Origin of the sequence: Streptomyces sp. NPDC001222, assembly GCF_042896945.1 — a bacterium.
GTDB classification, from domain to species: Bacteria; Actinomycetota; Actinomycetes; order Streptomycetales; family Streptomycetaceae; genus Streptomyces; species Streptomyces gibsoniae.
This window is the reverse complement of record NZ_JBIAXT010000007.1, coordinates 22561-38163: the sequence shown is the minus strand read 5'-3', so window position 1 is coordinate 38163 and position 15603 is coordinate 22561. Positions and strand designations below refer to the sequence as shown.

Annotated in this window: 15 protein-coding genes; 10 read left to right on the top strand and 5 right to left on the bottom strand. The window is 71.9% G+C overall.

The genetic code is table 11. The annotated features are described in order from the left end of the window. Positions 1-89 precede the first annotated feature (89 nt). Complete coding sequence (locus ACFY2Z_RS12320) at positions 90-1199, top strand: HoxN/HupN/NixA family nickel/cobalt transporter (RefSeq protein ID WP_390744117.1); 1110 nt, start codon at positions 90-92, stop codon at positions 1197-1199. 324 nt (positions 1200-1523) lie between these two features. Then, complete coding sequence (locus ACFY2Z_RS12315; RefSeq protein WP_390744116.1) at positions 1524-2462, top strand: hypothetical protein; 939 nt, start codon at positions 1524-1526, stop codon at positions 2460-2462. 183 nt (positions 2463-2645) lie between these two features. On the opposite strand, the gene ACFY2Z_RS12310 is transcribed toward ACFY2Z_RS12315, so the two are convergent. Beyond that, positions 2646-3389 (bottom strand): DUF4142 domain-containing protein, encoded by a 744-nt coding sequence (locus ACFY2Z_RS12310; RefSeq protein ID WP_390744115.1) that lies wholly within the window; start codon positions 3387-3389, stop codon positions 2646-2648. 270 nt (positions 3390-3659) lie between these two features. Here ACFY2Z_RS12310 and ACFY2Z_RS12305 point away from each other — a divergent pair, with 270 nt between their 5' ends. From ACFY2Z_RS12305 to ACFY2Z_RS12295, 3 genes are all read left to right on the top strand, one after another. After that, positions 3660-4697, top strand: coding sequence for a permease (locus ACFY2Z_RS12305; RefSeq protein ID WP_390744114.1), 1038 nt, complete (start codon positions 3660-3662; stop codon positions 4695-4697). Next, the gene (locus ACFY2Z_RS12300) at positions 4694-5485 is read left to right on the top strand and encodes a TIGR03943 family putative permease subunit (RefSeq protein WP_390744113.1); all 792 of its coding nucleotides are present in this window, start codon (positions 4694-4696) and stop codon (positions 5483-5485) included. The genes ACFY2Z_RS12305 and ACFY2Z_RS12300 overlap by 4 nt, the downstream gene beginning before the upstream one ends. A 203-nt stretch (positions 5486-5688) precedes the next feature. Next, positions 5689-6213 (top strand): hypothetical protein, encoded by a 525-nt coding sequence (locus tag ACFY2Z_RS12295; protein ID WP_390744112.1) that lies wholly within the window; start codon positions 5689-5691, stop codon positions 6211-6213. A gap of 18 nt (positions 6214-6231) precedes the next feature. Here the strand turns inward: ACFY2Z_RS12295 and ACFY2Z_RS12290 are convergent, their stop codons facing one another. Both ACFY2Z_RS12290 and ACFY2Z_RS12285 read right to left on the bottom strand, forming a co-directional pair. Next, positions 6232-6909: a DUF6445 family protein gene (locus ACFY2Z_RS12290; RefSeq protein WP_390744111.1), complete on the bottom strand. Its 678-nt coding sequence runs from the start codon at positions 6907-6909 to the stop codon at positions 6232-6234. 107 nt (positions 6910-7016) lie between these two features. After that, entirely contained in the window at positions 7017-8294 is a 1278-nt protein-coding gene (locus ACFY2Z_RS12285; RefSeq protein ID WP_390744110.1) for a protein kinase, read from the bottom strand. 409 nt (positions 8295-8703) lie between these two features. On the opposite strand from ACFY2Z_RS12285, the gene ACFY2Z_RS12280 reads away from it, so the two are divergent. From ACFY2Z_RS12280 to ACFY2Z_RS12270, 3 genes are all read left to right on the top strand, one after another. Beyond that, positions 8704-9924, top strand: a complete 1221-nt coding sequence (locus ACFY2Z_RS12280) for a cytochrome P450 (protein WP_390744109.1) — start codon at positions 8704-8706, stop codon at positions 9922-9924. Between the two features lie 7 nt (positions 9925-9931). Next, a complete protein-coding gene (locus ACFY2Z_RS12275; RefSeq protein ID WP_390744108.1) occupies positions 9932-10132 on the top strand; it encodes a ferredoxin in 201 nt (66 codons plus the stop codon). Between the two features lie 98 nt (positions 10133-10230). After that, on the top strand, positions 10231-11046 hold the full coding sequence (locus ACFY2Z_RS12270) for a class I SAM-dependent methyltransferase (protein ID WP_390744107.1): 816 nt from the start codon (positions 10231-10233) through the stop codon (positions 11044-11046). A 251-nt stretch (positions 11047-11297) separates the two neighbouring features. Here ACFY2Z_RS12270 and ACFY2Z_RS12265 read toward each other — a convergent pair whose 3' ends face one another. Both ACFY2Z_RS12265 and ACFY2Z_RS12260 read right to left on the bottom strand, forming a co-directional pair. Next, a complete protein-coding gene (locus ACFY2Z_RS12265) occupies positions 11298-11966 on the bottom strand; it encodes a hypothetical protein (RefSeq protein WP_390744106.1) in 669 nt (222 codons plus the stop codon). A 189-nt stretch (positions 11967-12155) separates the two neighbouring features. After that, a complete protein-coding gene (locus tag ACFY2Z_RS12260; RefSeq protein ID WP_390744105.1) occupies positions 12156-13370 on the bottom strand; it encodes a DUF418 domain-containing protein in 1215 nt (404 codons plus the stop codon). 215 nt (positions 13371-13585) lie between these two features. Here ACFY2Z_RS12260 and ACFY2Z_RS12255 point away from each other — a divergent pair, with 215 nt between their 5' ends. Both ACFY2Z_RS12255 and ACFY2Z_RS12250 read left to right on the top strand, forming a co-directional pair. Next, positions 13586-14251, top strand: coding sequence for a response regulator (locus ACFY2Z_RS12255; protein WP_390744336.1), 666 nt, complete (start codon positions 13586-13588; stop codon positions 14249-14251). Beyond that, positions 14248-15438 (top strand): sensor histidine kinase, encoded by a 1191-nt coding sequence (locus ACFY2Z_RS12250; protein WP_390744104.1) that lies wholly within the window; start codon positions 14248-14250, stop codon positions 15436-15438. Before ACFY2Z_RS12255 ends, ACFY2Z_RS12250 begins: the two co-directional genes overlap by 4 nt. Positions 15439-15603: the final 165 nt, after the last annotated feature.

Here is a 15603-nt window from a genome sequence, read left to right as displayed (position 1 = left end):
TGCAAGTAGCTGAATCAAGCAGCAAGGTGGAGATTGCAGTACCCGGAGAAGCAGGGGATTGCAGCACCCGCGAAGAAAGGCCCCACTCCATGCCCCCGTCCTCCTCCCGGATGCGGATGCCCATCACACGGCAGGAGTGGGGCCGGCTCGGCGGGATGGCCGCGTTCGTCCTGGCGCTGCACGTCATCGGCTGGTTCACGCTCGTCGGCATCGTCGCGCCCGAGCACTACAAGGTCGGCGCCGACTACTTCGGCGTCGGTATCGGCGTGACCGCGTACACGCTGGGGATGCGGCACGCCTTCGACGCGGACCACATCGCGGCGATCGACAACACCACCCGGAAGCTGATGGGTGAGGGGAAGCGCCCGCTGTCGGTCGGCTTCTGGTTCTCGCTCGGCCACTCCAGCGTCGTCTTCGTGCTGGCTCTGCTGCTCTCGCTCGGCGTGAAGGCGGTCGCCGGTCCGGTCCGCGACGAACGCTCCGAACTGCACGACGTCACGGGAATCGTCGGCACGACGGTCTCCGGGACCTTCCTCTACCTCATCGCCGCAATCAACTTCGTCATCCTGGCCGGCATCTGGAAGGTCTTCCGGCAGATGCGGTCGGGCGGGTTCGACGAGGCGGCCCTCGAAGAGCAGCTCGACAAGCGCGGCTTCATGAACCGCCTCCTCGGCCGCGTGACGAAGTCGATCAGCAAGCCGTGGCAGATGTATCCGCTGGGCCTGCTCTTCGGGCTCGGCTTCGACACCGCGACGGAGGTCGCGCTCCTCGTCCTGGCCGGTTCGGGTGCGGCCTCCGGGCTGCCCTGGTACGCGATCCTCTGTCTGCCCGTCCTGTTCGCGGCCGGAATGTCGCTGCTCGACACGATCGACGGGTCGTTCATGAACTTCGCGTACGAGTGGGCGTTCTCCAAGCCGGTCAGGAAGGTCTACTACAACCTCACCATCACGGGTCTTTCGGTCGCCGTGGCCCTGCTCATCGGCACGGTCGAGCTGCTCGGCCTGTTCTCCGAGAAGCTCGGGCTGCACGGGGCGTTCTGGGACTGGATCGCCGGCGTCGACCTCAACACCGTCGGCTTCGTGATCGTGGGCCTGTTCTTCGCCACGTGGGCGGTCGCGCTGGTGGTGTGGAAGGTCGGCCGCATCGAGGAGAAGTGGACGGCCGGTCTCGCGCAGCCGGCGGAGCAGAGCGCCGAGTAGGGCGCCGAGTACGGCCCCCGGCCTCCCGGCGGCCCATCGTGCGGACCTTGGGGCGCGGGTGCCTCTCCCCGCTGCCGGGCTCTCGTCAGGGGGCCGGAAGGCTTCATTCCTGATGTGGCCGAAATGTGATGGGCCCCCGAACTCGTAGTGTCTTCAACGAGGTTGACAGTTGATCGGTTGTGATCGACTATGTGCTCGAACTGTGGCTCATGTGACCAGTGAGCCCAGTGTTTCTCTTCGACCACACCTCCCGGCCACGGTCCCGGCGGCCTTGTGCTGCCCGCTGCCCTGGTCCGGGCACAGCCCACGAAGTTGGGGGAACGCATGTCCGTTGCGCGCCGTGTCACCGTACGCCGCCTGCTCGGGACGGGCGCTGCGGCGCTCACTCTCACCGCCGTCACGGGCGCCGCCGCCTGGGCCTCGGACACGCCCGGCGGTGACGGCTGGGACAAGGCCGGCCACGGCTACACGTCCGGCAAGGGCCCGGGCACGGTGACCGAGAACGACCGGTGCCAGTTCTCGCTGGACGGGACCTCTTTCACCGACTCGGTGCGGGTCGACGACCAGAACCTGAAGCCGACCGAGGACGGCAAGGTCCACATCAAGGTACGGGCCGCGGGCGACGCCACGACCTGCACCGCCTCGCTCGCCGCCTACCGGGCGCACGGGGCCACCTTCGGCACCTCCGGCCTCCAGGTCTTCCACGACTTCGACTCCGTGACGGTGAAGCCGGGCGACACCGACACGCTGGACATCTCGGTCCCGGACGCGAGCTGCTTCGCGCAGATCGACCTGTACCGGGGCAAGGTGAAGTTCGACGGCGACTTCAAGGCGAACGACGGCTTCGAGCACGGTGACCTGCCCAAGGGCCCGGACCGCCCGGTCATCAAGGACAAGCTGATCGCGTCCTGGAACGGCGGTGCGCAGGACTGCACGGCCCAGCCGCCGAGCACCCCGCCCGCCTCGACGCCGCCCGCCTCGACGCCGCCCGCCTCGACGCCGCCCGCGTCCGTGCCGGCCACCACCCCGCCCGCGTCGACGCCCGCGACCCCGGCCTCGCCGTCCAGCCCGCCCGCCCAGGAGTCGAGCACGCCCCCCGCGCCGACGCCGAACGGCGGTTCGTCCACCCCGCCCGGCGGCCTCGCGGAGACGGGTGGCGGCAGCGACGCGCTCCCGCTCACGGCGGGCGCCGCGGCCCTCGTCGCGGCCGGCGCGGCCATCGCGGTCGTCACCCGGCGCCGCTCCTCGCGCACCCGCGCATGACGCCTCCGGCGTCCTTGTGACCATCCTCCCTGGGCCCGGCGCTTCTATCCCCCGAGGAGCGCCGGGCCCACCCTTTCGCCCTGCGGACCCCGCCGGCTGAGGCATGAAACGCGAAGGGCCGTCGGCGGGCGCGCTGTGGGGGCGCGCGCTCGCCGACGGCCGTGGCCGGGCGGATCCTGAGGGTCAGCCCGTCGTGGGCACCGGGGACGGAGCGGTGGACGGCGGCGGCGTGAAGCCCGCGGGCGGGGAGAGGACCACCGTGGGCTCGCCGGGCGCGGGGGCCGGCGGGGTCGTGTCGCTCTTCGGGAGCTTCGGCGGGGTCGTCTCCTGGAACAGGACGTTGTCGAAGTTCACCAGGCCCGTCTGCTCCATCACCGTGATGTGGTCGAGGACCGTGTCGTTCGCCTGATCGGCCAGCTGGCGGACCAGCGTGTTCTGGGTGGTGGCACGGATGTTGGCGATGACCGGGAAGATCTGCCCATGCGTCACCCGCAGGATGTTGGCGAGATCCTCGTCGAACTTCTTGCCCTGGTCCACCGTCAGCGTCTGCACGAACCCCTGCTGCTGCGGGCTCGGCTGGTTGGGCAGCGTGATGCCCAGCGCAGCGGCGACCTTCCGGTCGGCCTCGTCGAGGTTGGCGTGCCCGTTGACCAGATGCGCACCGGCGGTGCGCACGGCCGGGGTGGTGCCTTTCTTCAGGGCCAGTTCACCCGAGGGGAACTCCCACAGACCGGCGGCCCGCACCTTGACGACGAAATCGCGGTCCGCCTCGGTCAGCGGCCCCGAGGAGGTGTTGGCGATGACACGCGAAGGAGCGCTCGACACGGTCTGCACTCCCAGCATCGAGGGATAGACGAGCGCCGTGAGCGTGAGTGTCAGGGCGCCCGCCACGAAGAGGGTTCCGGCCGCGTTCCGCGAAATGCGCATGGCACCTCCTGGTTGTTCGGACGCCCAGAAGTACGCGGGTGGCGGGGCCCGGAACCTTTTCCGCTGGCAAAATCCACGGACAACGCTGTGGGGGTCGTCACACCCGGGCGGGCCCCGCGCCGCCCGGACCTGCGCCCGCGCGCACGGCAGTCCGTGGTCATGGGGCCTGCCCCTGGGGTTCGTGTGCCGGAAGAGGATGCGTGGCGCTGCCGGGGTGCTCCGCTCGGCACCCGCTATGTTCAGTCCGAACATCGGACATTCGGGGTTGCCATGCAGAAGACGGATGCGCTGCCCGCGCAGACCGAGGCCGAGCCGGCCGGCGCGGTCCCCGTGGCGACCGCCGACGCGCCCGGCCGACGGCCGCTGCCCTGGCCGCTGCTGTTCGGACCGGCCGTCCTGGCGGGCCCCGTACTGCTCCTCCTCGGCCGCTCGCTGAACGTGCCCGCCATGCAGGCCTGGCGGACGGTGTGTCTCGCCGTCGTCGTCCAGGCGCTGCCCTTCCTGCTGCTCGGCACCGCACTGTCCGGCGCGATCAACGCGTTCGTGCCGGCCCGGGTGTTCGGCAAGGTGCTGCCCCGTCGGCCCGTGCTCGCGGTGCCGGTCGCCGGTGTGGCCGGTGTCGTCCTGCCCGGCTGTGAGTGCGCGTCGGTGCCGGTCGCGAACAGCCTGATCCGCCGTGGGGTGACTCCGGCCGCCGCCTTCGCGTTCCTGCTCTCGGCCCCCGCCATCAACCCGGTGGTGCTGACGGCGACCGCGGTCGCCTTCCCCGGCAACCCCGCCATGGTGCTGGCCCGGCTGCTCGCCTCGCTCGCCACCGCCGCCGTGATGGGCTGGCTCTGGCTCTGGCTGGGCCGCGAGGAGTGGCTGCGGCCCGCCGCGCGGCACACCGGACACCAGCCGGGGCACAGCCGTTGGACGGAGTTCCGGCTCGGCTTCCAGCACGACTTCCTGCACGCGGGCGGGTTCCTGGTGGTCGGCGCCATGGCGGCGGCCACCTTCAACGTGGCCGTCCCGCGTTCCGTGCTCGACACCTTCTCCGGATCCCCCTGGCTGTCGGTGCTCTTCCTGGCCGGGCTCGCGGTCGTCCTCGCGGTGTGCTCCGAGGCCGACGCGTTCGTGGCGGCGTCGCTGAGCGGGTTCTCGCCGGTCGCACGGCTGGCGTTCATGGTGGTCGGGCCGATGGTCGACCTCAAGCTGATCGCCCTTCAGGCGGGCACGTTCGGCCGGGACTTCGCGGCCCGGTTCTCCACCGCGACGACCGTGGTCGCCATCCTGTGCAGCTCGTTGATCGGAGCGGCTCTGCTGTGAAGCGTCCCGTCCAGGTGACCCTGCTCGTCCTCAGCGGCCTCGGCCTGCTGCACGCCTCACTCTTCACCGACCTGTGCCTCAGGTATGTGAAGGAGGGGCTGCGGCCGCTGCTGATCGCGTCGGGGGTGCTGCTGCTGGTGCTGGGGGTGGTCGACGCCCTGTCGGGCCGGAGCCGGTCCCGCTCGGGCCACGGCGAACCCGCCGGACGGCCGGGGGACGCCCACAGCGACCACGGCGACCACGATCGCGGCCACAGCCACGGCCACGACCACTCCGGCACCCCCCGGATCGCCTGGCTGCTGTTCCTGCCCGCGCTGAGCCTGCTCTTCTTCGCCCCGCCCGCCCTCGGCGCGTACACCGCCACCCGAGAGGCGCCCAAGGCGGTCAAGGAGCAGGAGCACTTCGATCCGCTGCCCCGGACCTCGCCGCTGCCGATGACCCTCACGGACTTCACCACCCGGGTGCAGCAGGACCGGGGACAGGCCATCAAGGGGCGCAGCGTGCAGATGTCCGGTTTCGTCACGCCCGACAAGCGGGGTGGCGGCTGGTACCTGACCCGGATCATCATCTCGTGCTGTGCCGCGGACGCCCAGTCCGTGAAGGTGCGGATGTACGGGAAGCCGGCCCTGGCAGCCAACACCTGGGTGGCCGTCACGGGTACCTGGCACTCGGGCGGAACCCTGGGCACGAGTTCCGCGCCCGTCGCGCTCGACGCCCGTACCGTCGAGCGGATCGCCCGGCCGGTGAACGGGTACACGGACGATCTGCCGCTTCTGCCCTCGCGCTGACCTTCCGCCTCGCGCCCGGCCGTACGGGAGGGTGAACCACCGCCCAAGCCCGGCCCATGGCTCTCCCATGCCCGGTCACGCGTGGACAAACGTTCAACCAAGGGTCTCCCGGTCCCGCAAAGGGGTCTACCCGCATAGAGCAGCCGGTGCTGTCATGCTCACGACCGCCCGGTACTCCGCCGGGCACCACACCGGGAGACCCCATGTCCCGAATATCCCGCCCCCTGGTCACCACCCTGTCCACCCTGGCCCTCGCCGCGGCGGGCCTCGGCGTCACCGCCGGCACCGCGCACGCGCAGTCGTGCAGCCAGGCCTACCTCCCCCTCCCCGACCCGGCCTGCCAGCCCGGCGCCCTCAACCCGGACGTCACCCAGTCCACCATCGGGTCGACGATCTGTGTCTCCGGCTGGACCGCGACCGTACGGCCGTCCAGCTCGTACACCACCGCCCTGAAGAAGAAGCAGATCGTCGAGTACGGCTACTCCGACACCAGCACCTCGGACTACGAGGAAGACCACTTCGTACCGCTCGAACTCGGCGGTGCGCCCAGGAGCGAGCTGAACCTGTGGCCCGAGCCGCACTACGGCGACGAGACCTCGGCGGACAAGGACGTCGTCGAGAACAAGCTCAAGAAGGCCGTGTGCGCGGGGGAGGTCAACCTGTCGGACGCCCAGGACGCGATCATCACGGACTGGACGACGGCGCTCTCCAGCCTCGGCCTCGGCTGACCCCGGCCCTTCGGCCGCTCAGGCCATCCAGAAGAAGACGGCCGTCATGCGCTTGTCCGCCAGCTCGCTTCCGCAGTAACCGGTGGCGCTGTGCATGATGTTGGCCTTGTAGAGGAGCAGTCGGTTGTAGCGCTGCGGCACGCGCACGTCCTCGGTGAACGCGTCCGGTGAGACATAGCGCGTGCCCAGCGCCTCGACCAGGTTGGTGTGCGGCGCCTGCACCATGTTGCCGCCGAGGACACCGCCCGGCAGGTGCTGGCGGTAGAAGCTCGTGCCGCAGTCCTTGGGGATGTCCGGGCTGAGATAGAGCACCGCGGCGTAGCGGCACAGCGCCCGTGAGTCGGTGTGCGGACGGGGCTCGCCCTCGTCCTTGCCGACGACCTGGATGCAGTTGTGGTTGAGGGTGCCCCCGCCGGGCGCGGTCTGCAGCCACAGCTTCTGCGCGCCGGTCTCCTTGCGCACGAGCCGTTCCACGTGGGCGAGTTCGTCCGGTTCGAGTCCGGGCATGGTCCGCAGCCCCGGCCAGCTCTCCTGGGTGTACGGATACCCCTTGGTCCAGTCGTCCTCGCCCTTGGCGAGGCACCGGGCCCGCACCTCGTCCACGTTCGGCAGGACGTCGTCGAGGACCCAGTAGTCACGGCCGCGGGTGGGCTTGCGGTACGGGAGTACGGGCAGGCGTGGGGGCTGTGGGGGCATGCGGGTGAACCTACAGTCCGGGCCTGTCGCCGTTTCTCTTCGGTTGGTCAATGTTCCGTCAACACAACCCCCTTGGCGGGCAAGGTGGTTGAGTCGGCAGAACACGGTCAGGGGGACGGCGGCGCCGGGCTCGACTGCGTCTGGTCCGGGGTCTCCGCGGAGCTGTTGTCCGGCGAGAACACCGCCATGCTCACGAACATCGCCGTGAGGAAGAGTGCCGCCGCGGCGATCAGGCCCACGGCGCGCGGCCGCTGCACGACGAACGTACGCAGCGCGGGCTGTGCGCGTCGGCCGCCGGACGACTGGCGGTCGCGGCGCCCCGAAGCGGCCGGGCGCTCGCGGCGGCCTCCCGTGGTGGGGCGTTCCCGCTGAGCGGTGGTGGCGGGGCGGTCCCGGTGACTGCCCGGCTGCGGGCGCTGGCGATGGGCCGCCCGATGGCCGGGGGCCGGGGCGGCGGAGGGGAGTTTGTACGTCGTCGCCGGGCCGGAGTCCGTACGGGGGAGCGCCGGCGGCTCCATGGCGGGCGCCGCGGTGTGGCGCTGCTGCGGGGCGATGACGGGGAGCGGTTCGGGGCGGCCCTGCCAGGCGCCGGTGCCGAACCAGTCGGCGGCCTGCTGGGCGGTCGGCCGGTCCTCGGGCCGCTTGGCGAGCAGGCTCAGCAGATAGTTCTCGAAGGCGGGCGGCAGCGAGACGCCCAACTGGTGGAGCGGCACGGGAGCGCTGTCGAGATGCTGGTGGAGGATCGCGATCGGGGTGTCGGCCTGGAACGGCGGCTTGCCGGTGAGGAGTTGGTAGAGCACACAGCCCAGCGAGTAGACGTCGCTGGGGGGTCCCGCGGGCTTGCCGAGGGCGCGCTCCGGCGCGATGTACAGGCTGGTGCCGACGATCTGCCCGGTCGCGGTGAGCGCGGCCGAGGGGTCGTCCATGAAGCGGGCGATGCCGAAGTCGCCGATCTTGAGGCTGCCGTCCGCGTCGAGCAGCAGGTTGCCGGGCTTGATGTCCCGGTGCACGATGCCCTGTTGGTGCGCCACGGCGAGCCCGGCCGCGGCCTGCGCGGCGATGCGGGCGACGCGCTCCGCGGGCAGCGGACCGTCGTCGGCGAGCACCCGGGAGAGACTGTCGCCGTCCACGAACTCCATCACCAGGAACAGCCGGCCGTCGTGCTCGCCGAAGTCGAGGACGCCGACCACATGGGGGTGGTGCAGCCGCCCCGCGGTCTGGGCCTCCAGCCGGAAGCGGGAGTCGGCGGTGGGGTCGGAGTTCTGGGCCAGCAGGACCTTGACGGCGACCGGCCGGCCGAGCATCTGGTCGTACGCCCGCCAGACCTCCCCCATCGCGCCACGTCCGATGGTCGTGTTCAGCTCGTACCGGCCCGCGATCAGCACCTGTTGTTACATCCTCATGCCGTGAGACGAATGCCGTGAGACCGCTCGACCGCCGTCGGCCATGACTCCGCGGAACGGGTGATGGTGGGGGGCCGGAGCGGATCACAGCCTAACGGCACGCTCCCCGTTTTGATCACGGTCTCCCCCCTGTGATGACCGAGTGGTGACGAACCTGTCGCACAATCCCCGCGTGTCCGACACTCCCGGCGCGGCGGCGCCCGGCTCCGCCGGACACTCGCCGACGGGCGGCGACCCGACGCGAACGGGCCATTCGGCGCCGTGCTCCCATGCCCCTGACCGGTGGAGGACGGTCCGACATCGGCCAAGTTCGTAAGTCAGTCGATTGACTTGATTTCTGGGAAGGGGTGGCCTGACAGCAGGAACCGCACCCCGGAAGCAGGAGGTCGTCATGAGTGACGGACGCGTCGAGCGGACCGAGCCGCTGCCTTATCCCTTCGCCGCCCCGACGGCCCTTCAGGTGCCGCCGGAGTGGTCCGAGTTGCGGCAGACCTGCCCGATCGCGCGGGTGACGCTGCCCAGCGGCGACGAGGCGTCGCTGCTCACCCGGTACGAGGACGTCCGCAGCGTGCTCGCCGACCCGCGCTTCTCCCGCGAGCTGAGCGCGCCCGGAGCGGCCCGGATCACCGACACCGAGTCGGGGGGACTGTTCAACAGCCCGGTGTCGCGGACGCTTGCCGCCGAGGGGCACGAGCGATGGCGCCGGATGGTCGGCAAGTGGTTCACGGCCAAGCGCATGTCCGAGCTGCGGCCCGGGATCGAGGCCCGGACGGAGCAGCTCGTCGACGAGATGCTGGAGCACGGCCGGCCGGCCGACCTCGTCACCCATGTGGCCTTCCCCCTGCCGGTGTGGGTGATCTGCGACATGCTCGGCGTCCCGGAGAGCGACCGCGAGGCGTTCGCGCACTGGTCCGACGTCAGCCTCAGCCTCACCCGGTTCGACGAGGCCGAGATCGACACCGCGCAGGCCGAGTTCACCGCCTACCTCAGCGAGCTGGTCGAGGGCAAGCGCGCACACCCCGGCGACGATCTGCTGAGCCGGCTCATGGACGCTACCGACGCCGAGGGACGGCCGATGTCCGGGGCGGCGCTGGTCGCCACCGCCCAGGCGCTGCTGGTCGCCGGGCACGAGACCACGGCCGGGATGATCGCGAAGATGGTGGCCCTGCTGCTGGCCGACCGCCGCCACTGGGAGCGGCTGCTCGCCGACCGGTCGCTGGTGCGTACGGCCGTGGAGGAGGTGCTGCGCTTCGACCCCAACGGCGGTTTCGGCCTGCCGCGCTTTCTCTCCGAGGACGCCGTGGTCGGGGGCGATGTGGTGCCCTCCGGTACGACCGTGATCTGCAGCATGGCCGCGGCCAACCGGGACGAGAGCGCGTTCGAGGGCGCCGACGAACTGGATCTGGGCCGCAGCCCCAACCCGCACATCGCGTTCGGCGCCGGCGCGCACTCCTGTCTGGGCCAGCCGCTGGCCCGCACCGAACTGCAGAGCGTGCTCGACGTGCTGCTGCGCCGTCTGCCGGACCTGGAACTGGCGGTCGAGCCCGGCGAGCTGCGCAGGGTGGAGGGACTGGTCGTCGGCAGGCTCCAGGAACTTCCGGTGCGGTGGTGAGGCGGACATGAAGATCACGGTTGACGAGGCGAAGTGCTGCGGTGCCGGTCAGTGTGTGCTGCTGGCACCGGACGTGTTCGACCAGCGGGAGGAGGACGGGATCGTCCGGCTCCGCGACGCGGAACCTCCGCCCGGGCAGCACCCGGCCGTACGGGAGGCGGCGAGCGTGTGCCCGGCCGCCGCGATCACACTCACCGGGACGGACTGAGCGCGTCCGCCGGCCGGCCTGCGGCCGGACGCGTGAATTGCGCGTTCCGGCCGCGGGAGGGCAGGCCCGTGACGGCGGGGCCGAAATAGTGTCCCCGCATGACGGAAATCCTCAGCAGGCCCACCATCGGGGAGCTTCAGGAGCGCGCCCACGACGAGGGGCACGACTACGCCAAGGGCTCCCCGCACATCCGGCATCACCGCATCCGTGAGCGGGTGATCTCGGGTCTGCACGCCCTGGTCGGCGAGGTCACCGACCGGAACGGCCGGTGCCGGGTCCTGGAGGTCGGTGCCGGGCACGGGACCTTCACCGACCATCTGGTGGCGGCCGGGGCGAGGGTCGAGGTGACGGAGATGAGCGCCCCCAGCGCGGCGGTTCTCCGGCACCGCTTCCGCAACAACCCGCGCGTCACCGTCACGCACGACCCGGAAGGAGCGGCGCTCCTGCGAGCGGAGCCGCTCGACGCCGTGGTGTGCATCTCCGTGCTGCACCACATCCCCGACTATCTGGGTGTCGTCGAGCACCTCGTCGGCCGTATCGCTCCCGGCGGTGCCTTCTTCAGCGTCCAGGACCCCTTGTGGTACCCGCGCCGGTCGGGTGTCTCGATGCGGCTGGACCGGGGCGCGTATCTGCTGTGGCGGCTCGGCCAGGGAAACCTGCGGCGCGGACTGGCCACCCAGGCGCGCCGACTGCGCGGTCACTACGACGAGACGAACGAGGCCGACATGGCCGAGTACCACGTCGTACGGCAAGGGGTGGACGAGGCGGCCCTCCAGGGGCTCCTGCGACCCGCCTTCCATCAGGTGGAGCTGCGACGCTACTGGTCGACGCAGTCGGATGTGCTCCAGTCGCTCGGGGACCGCTTCGGCCCCGCCACCACGTTCGGCCTCCTCGCCCGCAACCGCCGGGCCTGACCACCGCGCGGACCGACATGCGGGCGAGGGCAGCCGGTCGCGAAGAGGGATGACAGGCGGGGATGACGGGCGGCCTCGCGGTGGTCCGCCGCCCGGTTCATGCGGGTCTTACGCGGACGGGTGAAAGGCGCCGCAGCAAGTCACCTGATCCGATGAACGCCGTTCTTCGGACGGCTCAGGGGCCGGGCGCCGGACCGGAACCGCGCCGAGGCCGGCCACCCGGCGCGGCAGCGCCCCACGGCACGGGCGGGCTACGACGGGGGACGCGACGAGCGCTCCGGCGCCTCGTGCCCCGCGCTCCCGGCTCCGCCACGCGTCCGGGACCGGCCGAGGGACCAGGCGCCCAGAGCCACCACTACGCCCGCTCCGAGCCCGTACACCGGCAGCCACAGGGTCGTGGTGGACGCCAGGCAGTCGGCCACGGCGGTGTGGCTCTGGCTCTGCTGTGCGCGGGCCAGAGCCACGGGGTCGCGTCCGGCGAGGTCGCCGAGCGTGGCCTCCACCCGGAGGCGCTCGTACCTGCCCAGCTCACGGCACTGGGCGCGGGTGCCCGGCATGGGGAACAGCCATGACCAGCGCTGCATCATCGGCGCCAGCATGATCGCGACGCACAGGCCCACGACCACCGCGTAGGCGATCAGGTTCACGGCGTACGCGGAGCGCAGGCCGGGCGCCCACGCCGGCAGGCGGTAGAAGCAGAAGACCAACGCGAGGAGCGTCACGCCGAGGTAGGCGGCGAACCACTGCCAGGAACCCTGGGCGAGTGCGGCAGTCAGCACGGCGGCCAGCGCGATGCCGATGACTCCCGGCTGAGGGGCGGCGCTGTGGGCGTCCGTGCCGAGGTCTTTCCGGGCCTTCCGAAGGCCGAGGTCGTCCACCGTGTCTCCCGCCTGGTCGCGAGGGCACCAGTGTGTGGGCACCGATCGCACCCTCCTCCCGGGACCGGGCCGGACCGCCTGCGAGCCCGCCCGGTTGGCGGCGCCGTCCATGGCACCCGACACAGAAGGAGCCCGGAACCGGCTCGGCACCCGGCGTGATGCCGGGTGCCGAGCGGTTGCGGGCGGTGCCTGTCCGGTCACGGGGCGGCCTGATGGTCACCCCGCCCGGTGTCAGGGGATGTGCCGGGCGATTCCGGTCGCCTTGCCCATCACCCACTCCAGAGGTCCGCGCTGGAAGGAGCGCGTCCACAGCGTGGCGAAGGCGGCGACGGCCACGATGAAGCCGAGCAGCACGTGCAGCGCCGGGCCCGGCAGCTCGTCGATGCCCAGGGCCTGGATGGCGACGATGTGGGCCACGTACGCCGTCATCGACATGGTGCCGACCGCGATGACGGGACGGGCCAGACGGCGCAGCCGGGGGAAGGCGTCCACCGCGGAGAGGCACAGCGCCAGGACGGCGATCGCCACGCCCGTGTTGCCGAGGATCGACAGGGTCGTCTCGCTGTGCGGGGAGGCGGCCAGCAGCCAGGCCGGGGTGGTGCCGGTCGGGTAGCCCGCGACGTCGGACCACCAGGCCGACCCCGCCGCGTCGCCCGCCCCGGAGGCCCCGATCGCGTCGAGGGCACCGGGGACGAGGTGCAGCGCCAGCCACGAGCCTCCGTAGCCGACGACCGCGAGACCGGCACCGGTCAGGGCGATCCGGGTACGGACGACCGCCGACGTCAGGTCGAGGCGGGCCACGGCCATACCGGCCAGGACGAACGGGAGCCAGGTCAGGGCCGGGTAGCTGCCGGTCACCAGCAGGGAGACCAGGCCGTCGGGCCGGCCGGCCGCGGTGGGCCCGGTACTGACCAGCGGCCTCAGCACGTAGTCCAGCTGCGGGAACACCAGGGCCGTGCCGACGGCCAGTGCCGCGAGCGGCCCCGCGCTGAGCCGGTACAGCGGCAGCACCAGCAGGAAGTACAGCCCGTAGAAGGCGAGGATCACATCGACCGGGGCGCCCCACATGGTCAGGGCGCTGCCCACGGCCAGCAGGATGACGGCCCGGATGATCACCTTGGCGACGGCCTGCCGGCCGGCCTGCCCGGTCTTGGGCGTACGGCGCCCGGTGATGAGAACGACCGCGAAGCCGGCCAGGAGGGCGAACAGGGCGGAGGACCTGCCGTGCGCCAGCTCCATCAGGAAGCCGGTGACACCACCCTTGGCCGGGTCGGGTCCGACATGGGCCGCGAACATGCCGAAGACAGCCAGACCGCGGGCCAGGTCCACGCCGACCAGGCGGCCCGTCGAGGGCCGCCCGCTCTGCTGTGTTCCGTTCTCCCGTACTCCGGTGGCGCTCTCGGGCACTCGGGCCCGGGGCACGGTGAGGACTGCGTCGTATGTCATGCATTCCAGAGTGGAAAAGTACTGGTCAGCGCGGTACCCGGCAGGAGTCCGCGTGAACCCCGCCGACCGGCGGCAACCGGCCCCCCGACCGGCTGGACCGCGCGTGCGGCACAGCGGCGGGCGGTGGCCGGCTCCGGTCGGTGGGAGACGGATGCCTGGGACGGCGGGGAGGCGGATCCTTGGAGGGGGGCGACGAACCGGAGGGCGGAGCGCACGTGATCCGGGTGGCGGTGGTGGACGACGAGGCACTGGTCCGGTCCGGCTTCAGCCTCATCCTCAACGCGGCGGACGACATCGAGGTGGTCACGACCGCGACCGGAGCGGACGCCCTGGACGCGGTCCGGGAGCACCGGCCGGACGTCGTCCTGCTGGACATCCGCATGCCGGACGTGGACGGCCTCACCGTGCTGCGGGAGCTGCGCGCACTGCCGGACCCTCCTGTCGTGGCCATGCTCACGACCTTCGACGCCGACGAGTACGTCCTGACGGCCCTGCACTCCGGCGCGGCCGGCTTCCTGCTCAAGGACACCGAGCCCGACCAGCTGGCCCAGCTGGTGCGCACGCTGGCGGCCGGCGGCGTGGTGATGTCCCCGCAGGCCTCCCGGACCCTGCTGCACACCCACCCCGGCGCCGAGCCCTCCGCCGTCGACGAGGAGGTGGCCCGGGTCGAGCTGCTGACCGACCGGGAGCGGAACGTGCTCGTCCTGCTGGCCGAGGGGCTGTCCAACGCCGAGATCGGAGCCCGTCTGCACCTGGGCACCGGCACGGTCAAGGACCACGTCAGCGCCATCCTCACCAAACTGCGCGTGGCCGGTCGGGTACAGGCCGCCCTGCTCGCCCAGCGGGCCGGGCTGCTGGACACCGACCGGGAAGGGCGGTGATCGAGATGACCGGTACGGCCGGTGCCGCCGGGACTACCGGGGCCACCGGGGTCACGGGGGCGACCGCCCGGCCCGCAGGGAAGCAGTTCTGGGAACGCGTACCGGCGCCCGTGGTCGACGCGGGTCTGGTCGCCCTCGCCGCGATCGACGCGGGGCTCAACCTCTCGGACGACACGCCGTTCGGGCTGGCCCTCGCCGCCGTCGCCTGCGCCGCCCTCGCCCTGCGCCGGCGTTTTCCGCTGATCGTCTTCCTGCTCACCCTGCCCGCCACCCTGATACAGGACACCCTCGTCGCCCCGCTCGCGGCCCTGTTCACCCTGGCCGTGCGCTACCGGGACCGCCGTCTGCTCGCCGTGTGCGCGACTCTGTCGGCGATCGCCACCGCGATCCCCTGGCCGCCGGGCCCGAGCACATGGCTCGGCCGGACCTGGACCCTGGTCGACTTCGTCTACACCCTGGCGACCGCCGCCGCCCCCGTCCTGCTCGGCCAACTCGTCCAGGCCCACCGCGACTTGTCCCAGCGCCTGACGGAGATCGAGGAGGCGAGGGAGCACGAACGCGTCCTGCACGCGCAGGCCGTCCTCGCCCGCGAGCGCGCCCAGCTGGCCCGCGAGATGCACGACGTCGTCTCCCACCAGGTCAGCCTGATCGCCGTGCAGGCCGGAGCCGTCCAGGTCGCCGCCAAGGACCCGGAGACCCGGGAGGCCGCGCGCTCCATCCGCGCGCTGAGCGTCGGCACGCTCGACGAACTGCGCACCATGGTCACGCTGCTGCGCGCCTCCGGCGGCGACGTCACCGAACTGACCCCGCAGCCCACCCTGGCCGACCTGCAAAAACTGGTGACGTCCAGCGGTATCGAGGCGGAGCTGAAGGGCGAACTCTCGCCCACCGTGGGCACGCCCGCGCAGCGGGCCCTCTACCGCACGGTGCAGGAGGCCCTGACGAACGTCCGCAAGCACGCACCGGGGGCCAAGGCCACGGTCGAGCTGTGGCACGACGGCCCCGAGGTCGGCGTGACGATCAGCAACACCGCGCCGTCCCGTCCGGCCCTCCCTCTCCCGAGCGCGCACCAGGGCCTGGTGGGCCTGAAGGAACGCGCCGACATCCTGCACGGCACCCTCGAGTCCGGCCCGACGGCGGACGGTGGCTTCCGGGTACGGATGCGGATCCCGGCCCACGCGGACTGACCCGGACCGCCCGCGCCCCGTCGCCGGGCACCTCCGAGGCGGCTACAGCGACCTCGTCGTCGGCACCCCTCACGAGAAAAGTCGGCAGCGCCCAGGACGCGGGCTCGGTCACCATCGTGCGGGGATCGAGGACCGGCCTGTCCGGCGGGACGACGGTGAAGAACC

Coding starts and splice junctions, on each gene's coding strand:
- ACFY2Z_RS12280 (WP_390744109.1), top strand. CDS start 8,704: ATGAGTGACGGACGCGTCGAGCGGACCGAGCCGCTGCCTTATCCCTTC.
- ACFY2Z_RS12305 (WP_390744114.1), top strand. CDS start 3,660: ATGCAGAAGACGGATGCGCTGCCCGCGCAGACCGAGGCCGAGCCGGCC.
- ACFY2Z_RS12295 (WP_390744112.1), top strand. CDS start 5,689: ATGTCCCGAATATCCCGCCCCCTGGTCACCACCCTGTCCACCCTGGCC.
- ACFY2Z_RS12320 (WP_390744117.1), top strand. CDS start 90: ATGCCCCCGTCCTCCTCCCGGATGCGGATGCCCATCACACGGCAGGAG.
- ACFY2Z_RS12260 (WP_390744105.1), bottom strand. CDS start 13,370: ATGACATACGACGCAGTCCTCACCGTGCCCCGGGCCCGAGTGCCCGAG.
- ACFY2Z_RS12315 (WP_390744116.1), top strand. CDS start 1,524: ATGTCCGTTGCGCGCCGTGTCACCGTACGCCGCCTGCTCGGGACGGGC.
- ACFY2Z_RS12290 (WP_390744111.1), bottom strand. CDS start 6,909: ATGCCCCCACAGCCCCCACGCCTGCCCGTACTCCCGTACCGCAAGCCC.
- ACFY2Z_RS12310 (WP_390744115.1), bottom strand. CDS start 3,389: ATGCGCATTTCGCGGAACGCGGCCGGAACCCTCTTCGTGGCGGGCGCC.
- ACFY2Z_RS12270 (WP_390744107.1), top strand. CDS start 10,231: ATGACGGAAATCCTCAGCAGGCCCACCATCGGGGAGCTTCAGGAGCGC.
- ACFY2Z_RS12275 (WP_390744108.1), top strand. CDS start 9,932: ATGAAGATCACGGTTGACGAGGCGAAGTGCTGCGGTGCCGGTCAGTGT.